17 protein-coding genes and 1 pseudogene are annotated in these 23,481 nt (G+C 45.6%); 7 read left to right on the forward strand and 11 right to left on the reverse strand.

The features are described from left to right. Positions 1–94: 94 nt before the first annotated feature. Positions 95–343: pseudogene (locus Q5691_RS21755) on the forward strand (DUF2887 domain-containing protein); the annotation flags it as partial. A gap of 6 nt (positions 344–349) precedes the next feature. Continuing rightward, positions 350–649 (forward strand): DUF4351 domain-containing protein, encoded by a 300-nt coding sequence (locus Q5691_RS21760; protein ID WP_333346988.1) that lies wholly within the window; start codon positions 350–352, stop codon positions 647–649. 222 nt (positions 650–871) lie between these two features. Here the strand turns inward: Q5691_RS21760 and Q5691_RS21765 are convergent, their stop codons facing one another. From Q5691_RS21765 to Q5691_RS21780, 4 genes are all read right to left on the reverse strand, one after another. Then, positions 872–2,446 carry an ATP-binding protein gene (locus Q5691_RS21765; protein ID WP_333346991.1) on the reverse strand — a complete coding sequence of 525 codons (1,575 nt, stop codon included), beginning with the start codon at positions 2,444–2,446 and terminating at the stop codon, positions 872–874. Positions 2,447–2,795: 349 nt separating this feature from the next. Beyond that, positions 2,796–6,905: a CHAT domain-containing protein gene (locus Q5691_RS21770; protein ID WP_333346951.1), complete on the reverse strand. Its 4,110-nt coding sequence runs from the start codon at positions 6,903–6,905 to the stop codon at positions 2,796–2,798. 1,206 nt (positions 6,906–8,111) lie between these two features. Further along, positions 8,112–9,866, reverse strand: a complete 1,755-nt coding sequence (locus Q5691_RS21775; protein ID WP_333210298.1) for a DUF3352 domain-containing protein — start codon at positions 9,864–9,866, stop codon at positions 8,112–8,114. Between the two features lie 363 nt (positions 9,867–10,229). Beyond that, positions 10,230–11,321 carry a hypothetical protein gene (locus Q5691_RS21780; RefSeq protein ID WP_333346954.1) on the reverse strand — a complete coding sequence of 364 codons (1,092 nt, stop codon included), beginning with the start codon at positions 11,319–11,321 and terminating at the stop codon, positions 10,230–10,232. 339 nt (positions 11,322–11,660) lie between these two features. Between Q5691_RS21780 and Q5691_RS21785 the strand changes: the two genes are divergently transcribed. Both Q5691_RS21785 and Q5691_RS21790 read left to right on the forward strand, forming a co-directional pair. Beyond that, entirely contained in the window at positions 11,661–12,845 is a 1,185-nt protein-coding gene (locus tag Q5691_RS21785) for a transposase (RefSeq protein ID WP_333346956.1), read from the forward strand. Between the two features lie 125 nt (positions 12,846–12,970). Then, entirely contained in the window at positions 12,971–14,209 is a 1,239-nt protein-coding gene (locus tag Q5691_RS21790) for an LL-diaminopimelate aminotransferase (protein ID WP_333346959.1), read from the forward strand. A 248-nt stretch (positions 14,210–14,457) separates the two neighbouring features. On the opposite strand, the gene Q5691_RS21795 is transcribed toward Q5691_RS21790, so the two are convergent. From Q5691_RS21795 to Q5691_RS21805, 3 genes are read right to left on the reverse strand one after another with little or no spacing between them, the layout of a single operon-like run. Further along, on the reverse strand, positions 14,458–15,921 hold the full coding sequence (locus Q5691_RS21795) for a class I SAM-dependent methyltransferase (RefSeq protein WP_333346962.1): 1,464 nt from the start codon (positions 15,919–15,921) through the stop codon (positions 14,458–14,460). Further along, entirely contained in the window at positions 15,918–16,643 is a 726-nt protein-coding gene (locus Q5691_RS21800; RefSeq protein WP_333346965.1) for a restriction endonuclease, read from the reverse strand. Before Q5691_RS21800 ends, Q5691_RS21795 begins: the two co-directional genes overlap by 4 nt. Before the next feature lie 10 nt (positions 16,644–16,653). Then, on the reverse strand, positions 16,654–16,896 hold the full coding sequence (locus Q5691_RS21805) for a helix-turn-helix transcriptional regulator (RefSeq protein WP_333346967.1): 243 nt from the start codon (positions 16,894–16,896) through the stop codon (positions 16,654–16,656). Positions 16,897–17,111: 215 nt separating this feature from the next. On the opposite strand from Q5691_RS21805, the gene Q5691_RS21810 reads away from it, so the two are divergent. After that, entirely contained in the window at positions 17,112–17,375 is a 264-nt protein-coding gene (locus tag Q5691_RS21810; protein ID WP_190731698.1) for a hypothetical protein, read from the forward strand. Between the two features lie 58 nt (positions 17,376–17,433). On the opposite strand, the gene Q5691_RS21815 is transcribed toward Q5691_RS21810, so the two are convergent. Together Q5691_RS21815 and cofH are read right to left on the reverse strand one after the other, a co-directional pair. Then, positions 17,434–18,039 (reverse strand): hypothetical protein, encoded by a 606-nt coding sequence (locus tag Q5691_RS21815; RefSeq protein WP_333346970.1) that lies wholly within the window; start codon positions 18,037–18,039, stop codon positions 17,434–17,436. A gap of 3 nt (positions 18,040–18,042) precedes the next feature. After that, positions 18,043–19,200 carry a 7,8-didemethyl-8-hydroxy-5-deazariboflavin synthase subunit CofH gene (cofH, locus tag Q5691_RS21820; protein WP_333346973.1) on the reverse strand — a complete coding sequence of 386 codons (1,158 nt, stop codon included), beginning with the start codon at positions 19,198–19,200 and terminating at the stop codon, positions 18,043–18,045. 140 nt (positions 19,201–19,340) lie between these two features. On the opposite strand from cofH, the gene Q5691_RS21825 reads away from it, so the two are divergent. Both Q5691_RS21825 and Q5691_RS21830 read left to right on the forward strand, forming a co-directional pair. Further along, positions 19,341–20,558 carry a glycosyltransferase gene (locus Q5691_RS21825; RefSeq protein WP_333346976.1) on the forward strand — a complete coding sequence of 406 codons (1,218 nt, stop codon included), beginning with the start codon at positions 19,341–19,343 and terminating at the stop codon, positions 20,556–20,558. Between the two features lie 80 nt (positions 20,559–20,638). Further along, positions 20,639–22,432: a glycosyltransferase family 39 protein gene (locus tag Q5691_RS21830; RefSeq protein WP_333346979.1), complete on the forward strand. Its 1,794-nt coding sequence runs from the start codon at positions 20,639–20,641 to the stop codon at positions 22,430–22,432. On the opposite strand, the gene Q5691_RS21835 is transcribed toward Q5691_RS21830, so the two are convergent. Beyond that, a complete protein-coding gene (locus Q5691_RS21835; RefSeq protein WP_333309367.1) occupies positions 22,414–22,620 on the reverse strand; it encodes a hypothetical protein in 207 nt (68 codons plus the stop codon). The two genes, Q5691_RS21830 and Q5691_RS21835, sit on opposite strands and share 19 nt — an antisense overlap. Further along, a complete protein-coding gene (locus Q5691_RS21840) occupies positions 22,617–23,222 on the reverse strand; it encodes a DUF3318 domain-containing protein (protein WP_333346982.1) in 606 nt (201 codons plus the stop codon). The genes Q5691_RS21835 and Q5691_RS21840 overlap by 4 nt, the downstream gene beginning before the upstream one ends. Positions 23,223–23,481: the final 259 nt, after the last annotated feature.

The raw sequence follows: 23,481 nt of genomic DNA on the forward strand, positions 1-23,481 counted from the left end.
TTCGTACTTCATATTATGGGAGCTAATTTTTTCTTTTATTTTACCTAGAACGAGCGCACTTTCGCAAGAGGTCTAATGTGAAACGCATCCGTATAGATATCTCTTGAACTGCAATCAGGTGCATCGCGTATATTTGGATGAGTTGGGGGATATTGAACAGTTGCCGCTGGGGGTGGCGCTGATGGCTTTGACGACGATCGACGAAGCGAGTACGCCGGAAGCGGCGCGATTGTTGCTGGCGCGATCGCAGCGGGAGGAATCTGAGGCAGCGAGTCGCGCCATAATAGAGATGCTGACGACGATACTGGTTTACAAGTTTACAAATTTGAACCGAAGGGAGGCAGAGGCGATGTTAGGGATTACGCTTGAGGAAACTCGGTTTTATCGGGAAGCGAAGGAAGAAGGCATCGAACAAGGCATTGAACAAGGCATTGTGCAAGGCCGCGAACAAGAAGGAAGAGCCTTGATTTTACGTCAGTTAAATCGCCGTCTGTTAAATCGGCGAGTTGGAACATTACCGGAATCTATCACCACTAGAATTGCTGATTTGTCGATCGAGCAAATTGAAACTCTAGCAGAGGAATTGTTAGATTTTCAGTCGATCGAGGATTTAGAGGTTTGGCTGGAGAATTTGCCGCAGGGAGATTGATACGAGGTTAGGAATTGCACTTGAGGGGGCGATCGCGCCATTTACGCGCACCAACACATCAAACGTACCCCCCCCTCTATTTCCTGGGTTTTAAGGTTCTTTTGGTGCATCCGCCGTTGCTGAGAGGATGTTCAGGGTGCGATCGGGGATGATTCCGGCGGATTAGAAGCGGATTGATGATGGTGGAAGATGTTTTGGGCGATCGAACTTTTTTAATCTTCGTCAACTACTTTTTTTGAAACGTTCAGAAACAGCAAGTACTTTTGGTCCTTCAGCTTCTACCGTTGAAGAATTCTCTCTAAAAAAAGCTTTTTTACCCACAAATGACATAGCTTTTTGAGATGGAATATTAATGATAATCACAGAGAATCCCTTGTAGAATATAGTATCAATTTTCATCAGAACCTGAGTCTTTAATGTGTCAGTCAAAGCAGATTTTTTGATTGCATTAATTAATATCCCAACATGATCCTCTAGTGTTTTACCTAAAAACTTAGCTTCTCTATCAATTCCTACAACATATCTATCATTGATTTCAATAGGATTAATTGCATCTAAAATTTTAATTTTTTCGGCATCTTCCTTTTTGTCAGCTACTCCAATGAAAATATATCCATCAGTGTCGGGATCGGAGTTGGCAATTCCGCAAATTGTCTCAACAAGTCTCTGAGGTAAACCATCATTTAGTTTTCTACTTGTTGGTGACAGATCGAGGAAACCTTGCTTGCACTCATACTTGGCAGTTTCTATACGAGAACGAAGTAAGGAATTTTTGAAATTTTGTATCAACTCTGCACCGTATCCCGAAGTTGATGAATCTTGCTTTGCGAAGTAGTCTTGTATCAATCCCTTGGTTTGATTAATATTATTTCGACGATCTTGTATCTTTGCATAGCGATGGCTTAGATCTAACTTATTTTGAAGATTTTTGAGTGCCTCCATAATCCCTTGAGGATTAGCAGGTAGAAGCTCTGATTCAATTACTAATTCAAAAAAAGCCATGAAAATTGTATAAAATGCCTGGGGAATTGGATTACTACTGCCTGAGTTTACAATATTTACCAAACACTTGTTACCCTGGCTATATGTTTCAATAGTTTCTGCCAGAAGGGAAAAAGTTTTTACAATATTTTCTTCTAGTCTATTTGAGCCATAAATGGCTAGAGCATTCTCTATTGACTGGAAGTAACTACTCTCTTCATCGTACAGATTATCTAGCCTCTCTCTGCTTCTTGGGAGGGGTTCATTAAGTAATATCGAGGCTGAAATATCTGCGATCATATCTTCATCGTTACTGTCACGCAGTTGAGATATTGTAAGAATTCCTTGCTTGCACCACAAAGTGTCTTCTGCTTGAATGCCATACCCTTGATTATTTGGTTTGGAATCAATACTAACCTGCGGCATATCAAATAGGCGAAGCGTTTTCGGACTATCATCCCCGCGCAACTTCATCGCAATTGTACGAACCACTTCTGCAAATGGTGTGGTTACACCTGCTTGTCGTTTCTCTTGATTACTTAAATGTTTACCACCGGAATTTATTCTACCAAAAACCTCTGTTATGTCGCTTTCATCCATTGCGCTATAGATAGTTACTGCAAGCTGATAATCTAAAATGTCGGCACATTCTGTTCTCGATAAAGGATAAAAATTTTCTACAGTATCAAATACTTGCTCATCAGCTAATTGTTTAGCATAGGAGAACTCGTTAAGATCGAAATACCTGTTATCAAAGGAAAACACATTTTCAATAAAACCACAAATAGCATTAAGTCGCTGCATACCATCTATGATTTCCTACTTGCCACTTCCATGAATTAAAGGACGTTCAGCTAAGAGAATTAAAGGAATTGGGTATCCCTTTAAAATGCTTCCCATCAGGTTTTCTTTTTCGTCAATCGACTAAATTAATTTTCTTTGATACTTTCTGTTCACCAATAAGTTACCTGACCGATAAAGCCGATAAGCCTCAGTGACTGTCATGCCGCGTGGAACAATGCTCATACTCCCGCTCCCGATAAGTCAAGATTTTTATAATAGTATAATACTGTCGCTCGAAGATTATGCGACAGTTACAGCGCAAAAGTTGCTAACAGTCGATCGCCCGCAAAGTCAAACAATCGATCGACTAAAACAAACCCTATTACCAAGGATTACCAATCATTCTAAAAGCAGACCAATAATAAGGATGAGAGAAATTCTGAGTCGTCGTGTTTGCCAATTCCGGGGGTAACGGCAGATTGCCAACAGAAGTGTGCAGCATCCCCCCTTCAATTCGCACTTCTCCCCGCAACATCGCTAATTGCGCTTGTCGCAGTGCTTCTGATTTAATCGGAGCAGTTTTCAACTGCCCGTAAAACTCCGACATCAACCCCAAACTGCCCTCGTCGCTGACATACCAAAGAGTCGCCATAGCCGATTTAACCCCGGCTTGCACGGCTAACCCGCCAAAGCCCAACTCGGCCTCTCGATCGCCCACAGCAGTCCTGCAAGCGCTCAAAACTAACATTTCCACTTGCGGGCTGTGCCATCCCATTTGTCGTAACTGATCCAAACGCAATTTACTATCCCACAACTGAATAAAGGATTCGCTAGGAGCTCCCGATCGAAATTCGGCGTGAGTAGCCAAGTGAATCATTCCAAAAGGATACTGCTGGCGCTGCGATTTCAAATTAGCGAGGGTAAAAGCTTCATTCAAGAAAGACTTGCCCGGCCACTGCTGCGGGGTGATGGTCGATACTTCTATTTCCGCCGCAGGCAAAGGACTCATATCTGCAAATTGCGACGCCCCCATTGCCAGAACTTGGGTATTTTTGAAATTGGTGGCGCTGGTATCTGTCAAACTCAGACTCGGCATCGATCCAACACTGTAACGCTCTACCAGAAAGCCTTTACCGTCGTGCAGCGCACCCATCGGTATCGATCGCAACCCCATATCTGAGATAAAAGATAAATTCTCAATGCCTTTGGCTTGCAGTTCTGCTTCGAGCGGCGCTACCATCCACTGGTAAAGTTGCTGAGCCAAGGGCAAATAACTTTTAGTGTTGCGCTTTACCGGATTAGTCAGTTCATCGCGAAATTTCCGAACAGCTTCCATTACCTGGGCGCGAGAGGTTCCAGGGATGCGCTGGCGAACGGGCACACCTTCCGGGGTGATCACCATCATTTCCAGTTCGTCAGAGGCTTGAATTTGGTGTTCTACGCGCAAGATGGGGGAACTACTGTAAGGCCGATCAACTGTAGAACCCTTGGGTAAGAAGCTGATATAAATGAGAGCTGGTTTGATGCCTGTGGCTTGTTGGACGCCACGAAGGGTATTTTGGGCATCTTCTAGGGTGGCGATCGCATTTGTTGATGGCAAACTTAGGTAATCGGCAAACTCCCTGGTAAATCTCTCCTCCACAGGAAAAATAACGGCATCGACGTTAGTTGGCAACCTGGAAGCGTCAAGATTCCCAAGTGCGGGAGGTGAAATGCGCTGTTGCAAGGAATTAGATATCTGGTTTTGCTCTTGCAAGCTGGGCGAAAACAAAGGATTTGTGCTGGGTGGCTGGTTGACAGCGAGCTCCGGTGTCGGTATCGGTGCGAGATTTATCGGCGCAGCAGCAGGCGCAACCACTGGATTTTGAGTAATTGTTGGTGCTGGTGGCACATTTGAGACTGGTGCTGGATTTTGAGTAATTGTTGGTGCTGGTGGCACATTTGAGACTGGTGCTGGATTTTGAGTAATTGTTGGTGCTGGTGACACATTTGAGACTGGTGCTGGATTTTGAGTAATTGTCGGTGCTGGTGACACATTTGAGACTGGTGCTGGATTTTGAGTAATTGTCGGTGCTGGTGGCACATTTGAGACTGGTGCTGGGTTTTGAGTAATTGTCGGTGCTGGTGGCACATTTGAAACTGGTGCTGGATTTTGAGTAATTGTCGGTGCTGGTGGCACATTTGAAACTGGTGCTGGCGCGGGTGCTGGCGCGGGCGCGGGTGCTGGCGCGGGTGCTGGCGCGGGTGCTGGCGCGGGTGCGGGTGCTGGCGCGGGTGCGGGTGCTGGCGCGGGCGCGGGTGCGGGCGCGGGTGCTGGCGCGGGTGCGGGCGCGGGTGCGGGTGCGGGTGCTGGTGTTGGTGTTGGTGCTGGTGCTGGTGCTGGTGCTGGCGCGGGCTCTGGTGCTGGCGCGGGCTCTGGTGCTGGTGCGGGTGCGGGTGTTGGTACTGGTGTTGGTGCTGGTGTTGGTACTGGTGTTGGTGCGGGTGCTGGTGCGGGTGTTGGTGCGGGTGTTGGTGCGGGTGCTGGTGCGGGTGTTGGTGCGGGTGCTGGTGCGGGTGTTGGTGCTGGTGTTGGTACTGGTGTTGGTGCGGGTGCTGGTGCGGGTGTTGGTGCTGGTGCTGGTGCTGGTGCGGGTGTTGGTGCTGGTGCGGGTGTTGGTGCTGGTGCTGGTGTTGGTGCTGGTGCGGGTGCTGGTGCGGGTGTTGGTGCGGGTGCGGGTGCTGGTGCTGGTGCGGGTGTTGGTGCTGGTGCTGGTGTTGGTGTTGGTGTTGGTGCTGGTGTTGGTGCTGGTGTTGGTGCTGGTGTTGGTGCTGGCGATACTGAAGAAGCCGTAATGTTAATTTGCGTCGGCTGTACTATCTGAGGGCTGGGGCTGAAATAACCTCCCTGTGTAATAACATTTTCCTTCTTTGGACCCCCAGTGGCAATGCTGCCAGCAGTACCGTTGAGTTTGTTATAGTCGGCCCCAACGCTGAAAGGAGTGTTCGAGGCTTCGCCACCGTGGCGAATGGTGATATCTCCACCATTGGCGCTACCAGTAGTGGATGCGGAAATGCTGCAAGCTTGCGACAAGCAATTGTTATCGTTTGTGAAAGTGCCTGTAGCTCGGAAATTACCGCCGGCTGTAATGTCAATCTCTCCTCCGCCTGTTCGGCCTTCGGTGTTGATATGGGTTACTTGGATATCGTTGCGGGCGTTGAGAGTGACTTCGCCACCTTGTTTTTCTTGGGAGTTGGCGTCTATGGACCCTGTTTGAATGCTGCTTGAGGGTGCTGCAATACTAACGTCTCCGGCGTTGCTGGTTTTGTCGATCGACCCTGCCTTGATATTGCCTGTTTCTACTTTTCCGGTACGGCTGGTGACGGTGATGTTGCCGCCTGCGGTGGTGTCGGAATGGGAGTCGAGATCGACAGTGCGAATGTCGCCACTAGCTTGTAGGGCGATTGGGCCGCCTTGGGAACTTGTCAGGTTTCCGCTGACTGTAATGGTGTTGGCTGCTTGAATGTCGATCGCCTGAGCGTTTGCATCTTTTAGTGCCACGTCCCCCGCAGCTAATGCTCGGTTAGAGGCCGTGAGTACCACTTCACCGCTGGCATTGACGCTGATGCCTGTAGCGTTTGTTTCACCAATGCCGGTGAGCAGTTCGGGCAAGGATGCGATCGAGAATGTCGAAGCTGTTGGCGCTGTTCCTGGGCTCGTCGCTGAGGGCGGCTCGATTTCCAAACTCAGCAAATTGCCTCGCTGGCTGACGCGGACTAAATTTTTCCCGATGACTGACGCTACGGTAATTTGACCGCCTGGGGCAGAAAGGCGGCCGGTGCTGACAACTGTGCCGCCCACCAAGGTTAAGTTCTGCCCTGACTTGACTGCTAAGTCGGCTGTGTTGATAATTGCCCCTGCTCGATCGGCCCCAAAAGTAAAGGAATTGGGCGCGCCTGTCAGAGATGCGTAAGTGCTACTACCGACAGCGTTAAACGAGTTTGAACCAAATCCAATAGCGGTGGCGGTGGTTGCTGTAAAAGAAGCCGGCACGTTTAAGCTGGCACTGTTGCCAAATATGATGCCGGATGGATTCATCAGAAACAAGTTAGAATTGCCGCCGGTTACTTGAATTAAGCCGTTAATAATCGAGGGGTTGCCGCCGCCTATGCCCGCTAAAATGTTGCGAATGTTGGGGTTTGATATAAAGTTGGCAATCTGATTTTCCGACAAGCCGAATTCTTTAAAGCTGTGGAAAAGATTTTGTCGATCGCTCGATAATTGTCCGCCTTCTATATCGAAGCGAGTTGGCTGCCCAGGAGTTCCGTTTTGCGCTCCGGGAGTGACGGTAGTACCCGTTGCGTCCGCCGCTGGAACAATTGTTTGACCTTCGGCTTTTGCTTGCCAAAAGTAAAGATTTATTAAGACTATTTGCAGAGCAAGTGCCAGTTTGCTTATTCTTGCTTTTGATAGAAATTTCGACGTTTTTTGAATATTTTTGACGGCTTTCATAGGTTTTTAATGGGTAAAATATATAAATCACAGAAATTCGGTAAAGAAATCGCCTTTTTAGAAAAAACTTGGGTTGATGGCTGTGTCACTAAATATCTGCACATCTGTGCTGTGTCTGGTCAATGTGCGTAGAAGATTGGAAATCCACCCCTCATTTTCAGAGGGGTATTAGTGAGTTATTCTGTGAGTCTTATTGCTAAGTAAGCTTGACCTGGTAAATGTTCACGTTCCCTTGTTAGGAAAGCGATACGCTTTATCAACCTGTTTACTCGTTCCTTAATCGCCTTCGACACTGCATAATGCTGGTGTTTACATCACGGTGTTATGACCAGATGAAAGTGGTCAGTTAAGACGCTTGACGGCAGGTTCCCATGTTGTACAGGTGCTGACTAGAAATGCCAATATCTGCATAGGTTTTTCGGAACAGTTGAAGACGCTATATTTATGAAGCAACCGGGTTCCTGAGTGCAAGTGCATTTAGGAGTCAATGGGTAGAATTTGCCTCTGCTTTTGCAATTTTCTCAGCGTATCTTCTCCACATTCTAAATATAACTTGAAATGCCTAGGCTCTGTATCTTCCGCATGACATATTAATAAAAAATAACAAAAACGGCTTTTCTAGAGGCTATCCGACGCCTAGAAGCCCGGTTTTTTAAATATTATTGATAGTCTGAAGGAAGGATGGGGGTTCAAAAACTAGGTTTCTGCGTCCAAGACTGACCGGGAAACATCCCAAAATATTTTATACACAACAAAAAAAACTATATGCTTGCCGAAAATTAAAATTATGGAAAGAAGAAATGAGAAGGAGTCAAAAGAAAGAATTCAGAAGGTAGAATACCCCCTGCCTCAAGTGATAGTTAAGGGTCACGGAAAGAATTTTTGTGATCCACGATTAAAATCGGGGCTTTAAACCTCGATTCTCGATCCTGTCGCACAGAATCCCTTCTGGATTCTGGCTGCTGAATTCTTCTTCAGTAAGTCAAATTGTTAGAGTATTCAGAAACCCGGTTTATTTAAAAAACCGGGTTTTTGGGTTTATTTGTGTGAGGTTTTGTGAAGTAAAACTCCTTAAATCCGGCTCTATTTCCTTCTTGCAGTCAACTCCACTATTGCGAATTTTGAGCTGCTGCTTTTCGGTTTTAATCGATCGCCCTGTGGGTGTTTAAGGGGGTGTGCAGGCGGATTTGTGGCAGGATTTAAGAGTTAATTGGGTGAAGTTTGGACAGTGGGCGAGGGGCTGGGTGAAGCAGAGCGCGGTGAAGCAGGGCGCGGTGAAGGATTTGCAGAAGGAGTGGATGGGGTGGATTTTTTGAGACCGACAAAAGCGTCATAACGGGTGGTACGATCGCCAATGACGGCCGCTGTAACGCCGATCGACCGCGTGGCGTCTATCCACATTTTTTGGTTGGGAGGAAACTCCGGCAAAGCTAGGTTTTTCGGGTTAAACGCACTCTCGGTGTCAATGAAGAAATTGCCGTTGTGGGGTTTAAGTTCCGATCGGACAGTTTTCTGGAACAGTTCGCTGCTTAAAAGCGGACTTTTCGGTTCCGGAATGATCGAATCAACCACGGGAGCTCCTACTGTCATAAACGCTACATTGTTCATCCAGCCCCGAGTTACCGTAATCCCTCCAAAGGGCGATGTCCATTTAATCGCCGGTTTGCCACCGACTTGAATTTCCTCCACTCTAAATCCTTTACTTTTCATGGTTTCATCAAGCTGTTTCAGGGATTTGTTCGCTGCGCCCTGGTTGTTTGTTTCCACCATAAATACAAATCCGGCCGCAAATTTGTCTCTGGGATTCTGGGCGGGCGCTGGTATTAATGATAAAGAAAATTCTCCCGCCATCCAGTTCATCAAGTCTTTATCTAAATCCAAGCCGGTAGTGGATTTTAAACCTGTGCGTAAAACTTGGGGATTAATTGGGGAAATCGGGTTTGCATCGGCTCCTAATACGTAGTCTTGCCACAAACGCTGCAAGTTGCCGCCGGATACCATCATTATTGTATTGTTTGGCAGGCGGTTAACCATTTTTAGAGCATTGTTTTCTACTGCTATCCTTCTGGTAGAATCTGGTTTTAGCCAAGAGACTGATTTGAAGGCAATTCCTTCTACATCCAGCGTCGCTGTGGTGGCAAATCCCTGATTTTGTTGCAGTTTTTCGAGGCTTTCTGGCGAAATTTCACGGGCTGAGTTGGCGGCGGCATAGGCGGTGGCAACGGGCATATTGACGTAGATTTGACCGAAAGCGCCCGGACTTTTTATTTTGTCTATGGCGTCTGCATAGCCAGGGGTTTTTGCGAGGGAAGGTTCGCCTTTGTAGGTGTCGATTATTCTGTCTGTAGCGCTAGGATCTGTGGTGACTGCTAGATAACTTGTGCCGAGTACCGCGACGGAGAAATTGCGATCGGGTACGCCTTGAGTTTCTGTGACTTGCACACCTTTATAATTACGCTCAACAATTTTTCCTTGGCTGAGGGGTCTGGATTTTGCTAATAATTCTTTGGCTTTGATCGGGTTGGCAATTGGCAGGATAATTGCCACTGACTGTTGAATTGGCGGAGATGGGGGCGCGTTGGGTGCCGGCGAGGGGGCTGGTATAGCTATTTTGTTGCGGAGAAAGGCTACCATTGCTGTGTTACCAACCCAGGGTTGAATGTCTTGCTGGTAGGCGTAGCCGTTGCTTGTGAGCAGGCGATCGCGCATTTCCGTTAAAAACCTCTCAAACGAAGCTTTTGACTCCGGCGTGCCAAATTCTCGCAGTCTATTCCACTGCGATTCATCGGTGGTGATGGATAGGGCCATCATCGTGTCTTGCGGGACAACCGTTGCCCCCGGCGGCAAATCTTTGGCGGGCCCACGGGAAATGACGAGGTAGTAGGTGACAAAGCCTAAACCGATCAGAAGTGTGGCGGCTCCGATCGTAAACAGCAGGGAAGATTTATCTTTCTTAAACATTATTCGTAAGGTTCGGGTGCTCGCAACATCATAAATTATATTGGGCATGGGGCATGGGGCATCGGGCATCGGGCATCGGGCATCGGGCATCGGGCATCGGGCATTGGTAATTTGTTGTTTTTTATTTGTTATTAGAAAAACTACTAACCAGTAACCACTAACCACTATAGTCCTAGACGCAGAAACCCTTTTTTTACTAAATACTGGATTTGAGCGTTGAATCCTGGTAAAAAACCTGGTTTCTTTGGTATTTACGCATAAGTCCTACACTAACTACTTCCGATGCCCAATTCCCAATTCCCAATTCCCGATGCCCAATTCCCAATTCCCGATGCCCGATGCCCAATTCCCAATTCCCTGATGTTAGTTTCTGGCCTTAAAGTCTTTAAAGATTGTTTGAAACGAGTACATCAGTCGATGGACATCGTTTGTGGCTCTCGGAAAAATGTTAAGTTCCCATTTTTTGCGAGCGGTAGTTAGCAGTTTCGCTACGGATTGGGAGTAACTGTTAGAAATGAAATAGCTGCCACCTTCGTAGCGAATGTCTGATGCTAAGCCGATAAAAGCACCGGCCATTTCTAGTTTAAGTTCTGAGGTGCTGTGTTCCGATTTTACTGCTAAAATCACCTGCGAGTGCCGGGGTTCGCGGTTGAGCAAGCGGCAGATATTTGCTTCTTTTTGGTACAAAATTAACACGTTGCAGTTGTGCAGAACTCCGGCTCTACCTTGGACTTTTACTCCTAGGTGAACTTCCAGGGCTGGTTTGTCGGGAAATTCCACAACAGCATGAGTGTATGGATGGGCAGTTCCGTGGATTTTTCCCGCCGTTTTTCTAAATGTTAAATATTTCGGTGTTTCGTCGTCTAAAACATTGTTGTAATAAATTGTACCGCCTTCATTAGCCACAGCTTTTAGCAGAATAGTGAAGAGGTAAGTATCAAAAATTCTGGATTGTTCTGCCGCTGTGTTAAAATCGGGATCGATCGAGCTTTTTAATTTGCTTTTAATTTCGGAATTGATGGCGTAGTTGCTGGGCCCAGAGGGCAGTTTTTCCAGCAATTGCTTGAGGGCGATCGCCTGTTTGTGACGGGGGGCTGTGACGCTGGAAGTAAACTCGATTGTTTTGGCAGTTTCGGCACCTGAATTGGCAAAGGTAATTTTTGTGCCGAGGGGAGAAGTTTCTGATTCTACTTTTAAGAAATAAGCAATTTCGTCTTCCATTTCGGAAGTGTTGACCGTCGCTTGTTCGACAGCATTAATTAACAGCAAAAGTTGTTCTTTTGCGGTATAATCTTCTATCTTGAGCAGAGGTGTTTTTCTTTTGAGCGATCGCTCTTCAATTACTTTGCCTATCTCTACAGTATCCGCTACTTGTTGAACTACCCAACCAAAATTAAACTCATCCAGAATTGCCGCCAGTTCTTGATAGAGTTTGGCGTACTCGATCTCGTCCATAATTGTTTCTGCGCTGCACACTATTCTGATTATACAAGCAGATTTGATTTTTTGGTCAATGGCTGTTGAACAACTACCCAGATTGCCTGTAATGGCGGATTGGCCGAGTGTTCGAGTGTTCGAGTGGGAAAATCTTTGTCTTGGCCCAACATCCATCGGTTACATAGGTTAAATCCCGTACACTGCTGGTTGCCGAACTTGCTGCTGCTTGAGAGAGACAATTGGGAGATGATACTAAACGGCAGTTTCATAAACTTTTCTTGACATTAAAGACATCTTGTCCAAAAAAACACGGTGTTTTTGTCCTTTCGCGGTCTGTGACTGGTAAAATAAGTATTAATGTTGGCACTCCTGACTCGCTCCCTGGCTATGTACGCCCTGAAGCTAGAACTCAAACTCAACAATGCTGAACGTACCCTAATGGCGCGACACGCTGGTTACGCTCGGTTTTGCTACAACTTGGCTTGTACCCTGTACATGGGCGTGATGGACATCAAAGTCAGCCTTACCCGAAAGATTGCCGAAATAAAAAAAACCTTCACCAACTTCATCAAAAAACAACCAGAATATCAATGGACTAATACTTTATCATCCCGCGTTTATCAAAACGCTTTCATTGCCTTCAATAACGGCCTCGAACGCTTTTTCAAAGGGGGGAGCGGGTTTCCTAATTTCAAACGCAAGAAGTCCGGGGACTCCTTTACCGTAGACAGCAGCAATGGGCCAATATTTCAGATGGCTGGCAATCGCATAAAAATTCCCACATTGGGAACGTTTCGTCTGAAAGAAGCTATCGGGTACAACTGTTGTTCTCAAACATTTACCATCAGCCGTACTGCGGATAAATGGTACGTCAGTTTTACCATAAAAGCGGACAAAATCCCCCCTTTATATCACTCCGTATCTGAACCGATAGGCATAGATTTAGGAGTATCCACCTTTGCCACCTTGAGTGACGGTACGGTATACCAACTGCCAGATTCCCTAAAAACAGCGAAAATCAAGCTAGGGAAACTACAGTACCGCCACCGTCACCAGCAATTAGGAAATAGAAAAGTTGGTATCAAAACCTCGAAAAACGCTCGGAAATTTTATCGAAAGCTTGCTAAAAAACACGCCGATATTGCCAATAGACGGCGAGATTTCTTACAGAAAACAACGACAGAAATCAGCCAAAAGTACGCTCACATTTGCATCGAAGATTTAAATATTTCTGGCTTGGCAGCAAATCACAAACTGGCTGCTGCAATTTTACATTCAGGGTTTTATGAATTTCGACGAGAACTCACTTATAAATCTCCCATCTACGGCACTGTTGTCGAAGTGGTAGATAGATGGTATCCTTCATCTAAAACTTGCTCAAAGTGCGGTAACATTCAACCGATGCCACTTTCGGAGCGAGTGTTTGTTTGTGAGGCTTGTGGTAACAGTTGTCATCGAGATTTGAATGCCGCAATTAATTTAGCGTCGGTCTCAAGAGATAGAGTAAGGATGGCTAGTCCTGAATTCACGCCTGTGGAGTAGAAGGAGCCGACTCCCTACGTAGAAGCAGGAAGTAAGTTTTAAGTGTCCGAGATGTTAGTCTTGTCCGCTTTATGTCAATCTTATGTAGCAGTAAGCTATTCTACGACATTTGTAGCGATCGAACTATGGCAACTATCAACGACAACTACCTTAAACTCAAAGCTGGCTACCTGTTTCCTGAGATTGGGCGCAGGGTGAAAGCCTTTGCAGAGGCGAATCCCGAAGCGCCCATCATTCGGCTGGGGATTGGCGACGTGACTGAACCACTACCGGCTGCTTGTCGCCAAGCGATGGTGGCGGCGGTGGAAGAAATGGGTTCGCGGGATACCTTTAAAGGATACGGCCCGGAACAAGGTTATGAGTGGCTGCGGGAGAAAATTGCCGAGCACGATTTCAAGTCGCGGGGATGCGATGTTGATGCTTCGGAAATCTTTATTTCTGATGGTTCTAAGTGCGATTGCGGCAATATTCTCGATATCTTTGGCAACAACAATACGATCGCAGTTACAGATCCAGTTTATCCGGTGTATGTAGACACTAACGTGATGGCTGGACACACGGGAGATGCGAACGAAAATGGCGAATACGGCGGCTTAGTTTACCTGCCAATTACAGCGGAAAACAATTTTACTGCCCAAATTCCCACCGACAAAAAAGTCGATTTAATTTACTTGTGTTTTCCGAATAACCCGACGGGGGCAACTGCAACTAAGGAACACTTGCAAGCTTGGGTAAATTATGCTAAAGCTAACGGTTCGATTATTTTCTTCGATGCGGCCTACGAAGCGTATATTACCGATCCGAGTTTACCGCATTCTATCTACGAAATTGAAGGGGCGCGGGATTGTGCGATCGAATTTCGTTCTTTTTCCAAAAATGCTGGTTTCACGGGTACTCGCTGTGCGCTGACAGTTGTACCGAAGACTTTGACTGGAAAAGCAGCAGATGGTTCCGATGTCGAAATTTGGAAGCTGTGGAACCGCCGCCAATCTACTAAATTTAACGGAGTTTCTTACATCGTGCAGCGCGGTGCTGAGGCCGTTTATTCTGAAGCTGGCAAGGCACAGATTCAGGCATTAGTCAATTTTTACATGGAAAATGCTGCGATTATTCGCGAGAAATTGACAGCCGCAGGAATCGAGGTTTTTGGTGGCGAAAATGCACCTTATGTGTGGGTGAAAACGCCTCACGGTTTGTCGAGTTGGGATTTCTTTCAGAAGTTGCTGGAAACTTGCAATGTGGTGGGAACTCCGGGTTCTGGTTTTGGTGCGGCGGGTGAGGGTTATTTCCGCATTTCGGCGTTTAATAGTCGGGAGAATGTGGAAGAAGCGATGAGACGGATTGTGGAGAAGTTTAAGATGTAAAAGGGCGAGAGATAAATCTTTTTGGGGCCGGGTTCTTCGGCCCACCCCATAAGAAAATTGATCTCTTCTGGAACAGGCATCTTGCCTGTTCATGCAAATGCTGAAAAATGTGAGTTATAATCAGCTTACTGCCGAATTTTCAGGCAGCCACTCCACAAATTCCTCGAAGTTTACGAGCTTGGGTAAAGTTAGAGTTATAGGTTTTCATAATTACTGATAATATAAATTATATCTCTATCCATCTGCGTTTATCTGCGTGCATCTGCGGTTACAAACTCCCAATCTGCCAGTAGTGCCAGATTCAGACAATTTAAAATACTGGATTTAATCGGGCGCTTTTCATCCCAAAATACGATCGCTGAATAAAAGTTAATCGCCGCCGGTGAATTCAAAAGCTCAAAAGTTTGACGCGCAACTCCCTCGTCGTCAAAGCCGAGAAAGTAAACAGTATCATCAAAAACCACAGGTTTATCAGCTATTTCACCGATCAACCTAAAATCCAGTTTTTTATAAAGCCCGCAAATCGCAATTTTCCAAAGTTTGAAGGTATAATCGCCAACTCCAAAAATCGAAAATCGAGGGTTGTTTTGATAAATTTTGCTTTTTCGATTATCTAAATATTGCCCGCAATCCTCCAGATAGCGCCCGGTTTTAGGAGCTATTTTTTTGATATTTTCAGTTGACTCCCCGATAAATTTTTGAGTAATGAGCATATATCGATCGGTAGCATTAATTCGATTTTGAGCAACACCAGAGCCTTTGATTAGCGGAAACAGATAAGTGTCCTCAATATCGACAACTTCTCCGAATGTATTTACAAAATAATTGTCTATTTTGCGAAACTCCATCACGTTAGAACAGTCGTGCTTTACACCAGATCGCCATTTTGTCCCTGAATTCACAGCATATAAATTACTCAATTTACTGAAAGAATTTATATCCTTAACCAAGAGATTGTTGTGATATCCAATTCGGTGACAGTCTGAAGTTTCTAAACTGCTAAATACATCGCAGAAGTAGTTGCGCGAATGAGCATCAAATTTGCAGACTAACAAACAAGCATCAACATTTGCATCAAAATATTTTTTAGCATCTATTTTGTAAGTTGCACAGTCAGCCAGATTGAGTTTTTGAGAGTGAAGGTAATTCAATAACTTTCTAGCAGTCGAAGTCTTGCAAAGCATCGCTAGATCGGCATCGCGCTTTTGCAGCCATTGCACCGCCTGAATCAGCATCCATTCTGAGATATCGAAGTTACTCTTACCTGTGAGAGCATCTAAGCCCCTGTGATTTTGAAAATTGTTTTTCTTAGGTAAATTTCCGCTACCAATAGTTCCTTGTTGCGAGTTGGTCACCCATGGAAAGTTGCCGAGTACAAGCAGTCGAGTGCTACATCGATCGAGTAATGATTTCCAATTAAAATCAAAGAAATCTCCGTGCCAAATATCGCATCTCTGATCCTGAAATAATTGCTTATTTAGTCTGACTTCTTTTAAGTAATTTTGATTTATTTCAACCCCGATAATTTTGGCTGCGGATGGAAACGAACGTGCAGCAGCTTGAATAAAATTACCGATACCGCACGTCGGCTCAATTATGGTGCCAGGATTGACATTAAGTTCTACTAATTTTCGACATACCATCTCGGCTAATGCCGGCGGTGTCTGAAAATCGCCGTATTCTAGTTTGGTTTTGCGATTGTTAGAACTCATTGGTTAGATTTATAAACTGCGATAACACCTTCCTGTTGTCCGGCACGCTCAATGACCCTTCCATACTGAAGTCGCCATTGCAACGCATTAGAAATGGTCAAATAACCTTGCAAGGGTGGGTTTCTCAGTATTTCGTCTGCAATGTTACCTGCTTCAATTTCGTCAACAGGTAGATTTTTGTCAAACATGAAAGCAAGCAAATCATCTTTATTGCCTTCGTTATCTAAAATATAGCGAATTCCACGGGTCATTTGAAAATCTGCTGTTCTTTCGGCACTAACGTAAATTGTATGCAAAATATTCAGCGTTGCAGTTCGGATGGTACTGTTGTCTGTCTTTTCGTAAACAAAGATAATCAGTGAATATCCCAGCCCAAAAATCTTTTGCCTTGCAGATTTGAAAGGACATGACGACTGCGGTTGCCTAACACTTGTTACCTTCACGTCAACCAATATCCCTGGGAAATCGATGCCGCTTGCTGAATTGCCATCTATAAATTCATATTGCTGCTTGAGATAGAGTCTGAACTTTTGCTCCAAATATGTTCCAACAGCCTTTCCGTCTGTGATTCCGTAAAGCAGAGGTTCCGGGTGTTGAGACTCGGCTGCTGAAAATATTGCCGCCTCAGAACAAAGAATTTCTACGGTCAGAGTTGTCATTTTGATGAACCACCACATTTTTAATTGGCTGAGAAGGTAAACAGTATCATTATTATTTGCCACTCTTAATATTCTATCGATCGCCCTCGCTGGGAAAACCAAATTGGTCTGGTAATTCAGCAGAGGTAATTTGCAGAATCTCTAGCAACTTCTTGTATTGAACAGGCGTTAGCTTCGGTACAGATCGCCCCGATTCCCAGTTCCTTACCGTCGCTTCCGTAACGCCAAGTGCTTCTGCTAGCTGCTTTTGAGTCATAAACCGCTGAACTCTCAGTCGCATTAGGGGCGATCGCTGGGCTCTTTCTGAGATTTCCATAGGCTATTTGTTACTTTATGTTAAATAATGCACGGTTTTATTAAATACGTTGACGTATACCGTTATTTAATTTACGCTTTTAGCAATAGAGATTAGACAGCACCAGAACCGCAACTTGTGCTGTAGGGGAATTGCTGTCTTTTCTTCAACTTGTTATTGTACGCGGTTTTACCGTTACAAAGCATCAAACCTATCCAAAATTATTAGTCAAAGCTATGTTGCAAGATTCATCATCGAACCAAACATCGCCCAATGTTTTAACCAACCAAACCTTTGAGGCCGATCGCGAAGCAGTCCGTCACGTCATCATCGGTTCGCCGCTGGGGGTACGCCGAACTATCCACCAACTGCACGCATTGCGCTACGAGGAAGCTGTTCGTTGGACTCATCCGATCGCCATTCCCGACAATCGAATCATTATTACACCCGATCAGGGAGAAATCATGAGTCTTTTAGTCAAATTAATCCGCTTACAATGAAGTCATAAATGTGCGATCGCTCTTTCTAGAATTGAGTCAAAAGTGCGATCGCGATTATTCAGCCATCTCGTACCATCCAAACCAGCATTCCCAAAATTTCGTCCACCGGAGGCAAGGCATAGTCATTAAGATCGATCGATACAATTTTTTCCTCTAGTTTGAGAAATCGCCACTGCGTGCCGTTGCTGACACTGCCATAAATAACTGAAATTGGTTTCCCCTTCGCTTCATTAAACTTCTGCATTGCCACCATTTCTGCAACGCACTGTCCAATTCCTGTCTTCAAATCGGCTTTTTTAGCCTCAACAACCGCCACTGCGGGTGCTTCAATCTCCAGCATTTCGGGAGAACGACTAATCAAATAATCACAAATCCCGTTTAGTCCAATTTCATAATCAACCGTAAAGTCTTCCCCCGAAAACAAGCTAATATTCTGCTGCAAAATCTTCCTGACTTCCAGCAGTACCGGAGTAATAATCATTTCCGAGCGAGCTTTTTCGCTACCTGTGGCCACAGCTACGGGTAAACTATTTGCCAAAAAATCTGTCAGGGTTGCACTCGGAGCGATCGGAGTTATTTGCGGTAGAAATCGCGGCCCTTCTACAGTTGTCAATCCAAAGGCTTGTTTAACTTTGATAATTGAGGTAAACTCGCTATAAGACATCGCTCAATTTATCCTACTATTTATTACTGCCACATTGTCAACCCCTAAAGGTCGATAAATTGTATCTCTTTGCTGATAACTCCGCCCCAAAGAACGAATCGCATTTTGCAAATCTTCCACAGATTGACAACTGCCGCCCACCGCACCGGCCATCGTTGTAATGTGTTCTTCCATCAATGTACCGCCGATGTCGTTGCAGCCCCATTTCAGCGCTTCTGTAGCTCCATCTAAACCTAATTTTACCCAACTCGGTTGGTGATTGGAAATCAAATTGCCTAAGAAGATTCTCGATACAGCGGTGAGTAACAATGTATCTGCTAAAATTGGTTGGTCGCGGCCGACTCGACTCCGCAAAGGAGCCGGTGCTTGCTGTCCGACAAATGGTAGTAAAATAAATTCTGTGATGCGTGCCCGATAGTTTTGGTCGATCGCAGTTTGTTGGAGCGATCGTACTTTTTCTAAATGCAAAACCTGCTGTTCGGCTGTCTCAATATGCCCGCACAGCATCGTACTCGTTGTCGGCAAACCCAGACTGTGAGCAGTTCCCACAATTTCCAGCCAAGTTGCCGAATTTAGTTTTTCCGGGCAAATCACCCGTCGCACAGAATCGTCGAGAACTTCCGCTGCGGTTCCCGGCATCGAACCAACTCCCGCATCCTGCAAAGCCGAAATTACATAGCTGAAACTAAGATTATCTCCTCTGGCAATAAATTCTATTTCTTGCGGCGAAAAAGCGTGCAAGTGCAACTGAGGAAACTTATCCTTAATAGTTTTCACCAATTGCAGATAATAAGGTAAAAATGCGCCGTTCAGCTTAGCTTGAAGATTTAAGCCACCCTGCATACAAATTTCCGTTGCTCCCCGCTGCACTGCATCAGTTGCCTTTTCCTGAATTTGAGCTGCATCTAACCAAAAAGCGCCCTCATCTCCCTCGTCGCGGCGGAATGCACAAAAACTGCAATGCTGCTCGCAAATGTTAGTAAAATTAATATTCCGATTGATAACGTAGGTGACAGTATCTCCTGATTGTTGGCGGCGGAGCAAGTCAGCGGTTGTTTGAATAGAAGCTCGCGCGTCTGGCTCTGTTTGCTGCAAAAGTACCAAGGCTTCTGCAGAAGAGATGTTATAACCTTGTAAAGCTCGATCGAGAATTGCATCCACAGTTTTCTTTTTAACTCAGCTACAGAATTACTGACTAGAATTAAGGCGTTTTTATATTTTAACTAATCAATTATGGAGGAACGATATTTTACAATCTCAAGTGCTACCAAACTATTCTTAACTTTCTGAACACTCAAATTATGGGCAGCTACCAACCAAATCAGGTCTTGCCAGTACCGTCGGGGCCTTTGCAAATTCCTGCTATACAGACTTTCGGTTCAACTTTTGTAAACGCAGGCACACCGCCAATTTATTTTTCCCTGGTAATTCCCACGTACAACGAGCGCAGGAATATCCAGAGTATTGTGGAAAAATTGAGCCAATTGCTCGATGGTATCCTTCCCGGCAACTACGAATTAATTGTAGTCGATGACGACAGCCCCGATCGCACCTGGGAAGTCGCCCTGTCCCTGACACCGGAATATCCGCAATTGCGGGTAATGCGCCGGGAAGAGGAGCGGGGACTTTCCACAGCGGTAATTCGCGGATGGCAGGTCGCTCGCGGTGAGGTTTTGGGCGTCATCGATGCCGACTTGCAGCATCCCCCGGAGACGCTGTTGCAGCTTTTAGCAGAAATTCAGCGGGGAGCAGATTTAGCTGCTGCCAGTCGTCACGTGGGCGAGGGTGGGGTGAGCGACTGGAGCGTTGTCAGGCGATTTTTATCGCGGGGCGCTCAAACCGTGGGGTTGGTGATTCTGCCGGGAGTGGTGGGCCGAGTTTCCGATCCGATGAGTGGCTATTTTATGGTGCGCCGCAGTTGCATAGCCGGCAAAACCATGAATCCTGCTGGTTACAAAATATTGATTGAAGTGCTCGGCAGGGGGGACATCCGCTGGATTGGAGAAGTTGGTTACGTGTTTCAGGAGCGGCAAGAAGGCGAGAGCAAAGTTACCTGGAAACAGTATATTGACTATTTGCGACATTTGCTTCGGTTGCGGCTTGCCCGCTGGCCGATGGGCCGATTCCTGCGGTTTGGCGTGGTTGGTTTCAGCGGTGTGTTTGTCGATATGGGAGTTTTTTGCCTGCTGCGGACTGTCCTTGGTTTGGGGCTGACTCGCAGTGCAATCTTTTCTGCTGAAGTGGCAATTATCAATAATTTCTTGTGGAATGATTTATGGACTTTTCGTGATATTTCTAAGCGGCAGCCTGGAAAGCGCCAGCGCTTGAAACGGCTGTTGAAATTTAATGTGATTTGTTTGATTGGCTTGATTATAAATGTGCTGCTGGTGAATCTGCTGTTTAATGTTTTTAAGGTAAACGAATATTGCGCTAAGTTGATTGCGATCGCGACTGTGACTCTGTGGAATTTCTGGATCAATATGAAACTGAGTTGGCGGGTGACGGACGTTCAAAAATAGCTTTTAGTTTGGTTAGTTGTTAGTTCTTATTAGAACTGACAACTAACCACTGCCAACTGCCAATTGCCAACTGCCTTTAGATGACTGAATTAATGATTAAGAACAAACAACTGTTGTTGCTATTTCTATGGACTGCGATCGCCTTTATTTTGCGCTTTGCCAATTTGGACTTGAAACCGCTGTGGACGGATGAGTTTTCTACTCTAGTGTTTAGTTTGGGCAACAGTTTTCGCGGTGTGCCGATCGATCGCGCGATCGACCTTTCTACATTATTACAACCCCTACAATTGCGCCCCGATGCTGACACAGCCGACGTGCTCCGGAATTTGCTGCTAGAAAGCAATCATCCACCAGTGTATTTTATGCTCGCCCACTGGTGGATGCGACTGTTTGGGCCGACCGAGGATAGTTTAGTTTGGATAGGGCGAGCTCTTCCTGCATTATTGGGCGTGATTTCAGTTCCAGCTATCTACTTTTTGGGGAAATTTGCTTTTAGTTCTCGTTTAGTCGGTCAATGTGCAGCCGCGATGATGGCAGTTTCTCCCTACGGCATTTATCTCGCTCAAGAAGCTCGCCATTACACTTTAGGAATCTTATTAGTTATTGCCTCTCTTTTTTGCTTGACATTAGCTGCAACAAAGCTGCAACAGCGCGCTCCTCTCCCTATTTGGGCGGTGCTACTTTGGGTAGTTGTTAATTGTTTAGGGATTGCCGCTCACTATTTTTTTACACTGACTTTGTGCGCGGAAGCAATAGCATTAATTGCGGTAATCTGGCAGCAGTTTAATGGAAATTTGCCAATTGACAACAGCCAGCAGCCTAATATTTGGCAATTTCAAATTGTTTGGCGGTTTTTCGCAGTAGCGATCGGTACTTTAGCTGGCGGTTTAGTTTGGTTGCCGGTATTTTTGTCCAATAAATACGGCAGCGAACTAACTAATTGGATTGTCAGCGGCGATCGCACATTTTTAAATTGGATCGCGCCGATTTTTCAAGCTTTAGCTGGATGGATCACTGTCATCTCTCTGCTGCCGGTGGAATCGCCAAATTTGGTAGTAGTAGTAGCATCGGCGATCGTAATGACAGTATTTTTTATATTGGTGCTTCCCATCCTGTTTAGCGCTCTTAAAAAGTCCTTAACAGCGCCCGATACTCGTTTAGGTACTGTTATTTTCGGCGGATTTGTGCTAGGAGCAATTTTCCTATTTTTCAGCTTTGCATATATTCTCGGCATTGACCTAACTCGCGGGGCTCGATACAATTTCGTCTACTTTCCGGGAGTAATATTGCTTTTAGGAGCAACCTTGGCGGTTGTTTTTAACACACCTACAGCAAAAAGTCAATGGTTTAATTTACGGGCGATCGAAGTTCCGGGCAAAAAAGCAGTGGTGCTAATTTTAGCAATGGGTTTTTTTAGCGGTGTCACAGTAAATTCCAATCTCGGCTATCGCAAATATTACAAACCCGATATTTTAATTCCAATTATGCGTGAAGTATCGAAAGTTCCCGTGTTAATTGCTACTACTCAAAAGACTCATGTAGAAATAGGAGAGTTGATGGGGATAGGGTGGGAATGGGAAAGAAGTTCGACAACTGATTTTGTAGCGGATGTAACGGATGTTAGGAAGAAAGAAGAAGTTAAAGCCTTTGATTCTCCGCTGTTTCTTTTAGCTAATCAGAGAAGGGATGCACCGGAAATCGCAGCAGGGACACTTGACAAAACACTCAGTCAATTAGAACGCCCGCTAGATTTGTGGTTGGTTAATTTTCGCGTACCTGTGAATCTAGAAGGACAAAAGTGTCAGGTTGAATCGCGCGATTTACCTGCGGTGGATGGGTATGAATATCAAGTTTATCATTGTTCTAGCTCATAGGTAAGTCTTAGGGGATGGGTCGGGCGAGCGCAAATTCCCGATTTGCCCGATCGCATAATCGCTGCTTCTGCTTTGTATCTTAACGTGCCAGTGTAGTCGCGATCGCCGGATTCAATTATCAAGTATCGACACAATTTGGTAAAGCCGAAATTTCTATATTCTTCTGGTAGGAAGAAAGTAGTTTTCAATCTTTCCTCACACTATCGGGCACGCCCACGGCCGAAATACCCGATATCGCCTTTAAGTTTTGACACCGAATCAACTCATTAAAATCCAAACTGCGCCCTTCAATTTGCGCCACAGCCTCGATCGCCCCAAGCAAATGTCCGGCCGCTTCCGCTTCGTTGTAACCACGCCTTCCCGCTACTCTAATCGCCCCCTCGTCAGCATCTAACTCTACTTGGGAACTGCGGTTGTCGCGCCAAATTCGAGTCATGGCGAGTCCCGTCAAACCGCCCGCGATCGCAGTGCCGATCGCATCTCCCTGCAACAATTCTACAACAGTCCCGACAATTCCCGCCAGAGCTGCACCTTGATAAATATCCGGTTTAAACCACTTAAAATTGCACAGAAAACTTACATTCCGCAATAGCAGTAAATCCCGCTGCGGCTTAGATAGCAGCCGCCACAAATCAAAATTAATATAAATCGGGCGCGATTGATTCCAAGGCAAAGGAAACTCGCAGTCAATTACCGTTGATTGTTGGGGTTTATTAATAATTTTACACGTCATGCGACCGGAAGCGGGCATCACATCTAACAGGCGACGAATTTCTGGGTCGGGATTCATAAATTTTAGGGTAATTGATAATTGGTAATTGGTGATTGCATCTGCATAAAAAACAATAATATCTATCAGCGGCTTGTAGGGGCTGGTTTTACCGAAAATAATTGCCTAAAACCTACAATTTCGTAAACCCGCCCCCACCCAATCGCTAGTTTTATAGCAATCCTAAATCATTTGTGAATTTCTTACTCCCTCCCCTTAGTAAGGGGAGGGTTGGGGTGGGGTCAAAAATTTACGACTCCTGCAAGGATTCCTATACATA

Origin of the sequence: Microcoleus sp. w1-18aA5, from assembly GCF_036701705.1 — a bacterium.
GTDB lineage: Bacteria > Cyanobacteriota > Cyanobacteriia > Cyanobacteriales > Microcoleaceae > Microcoleus.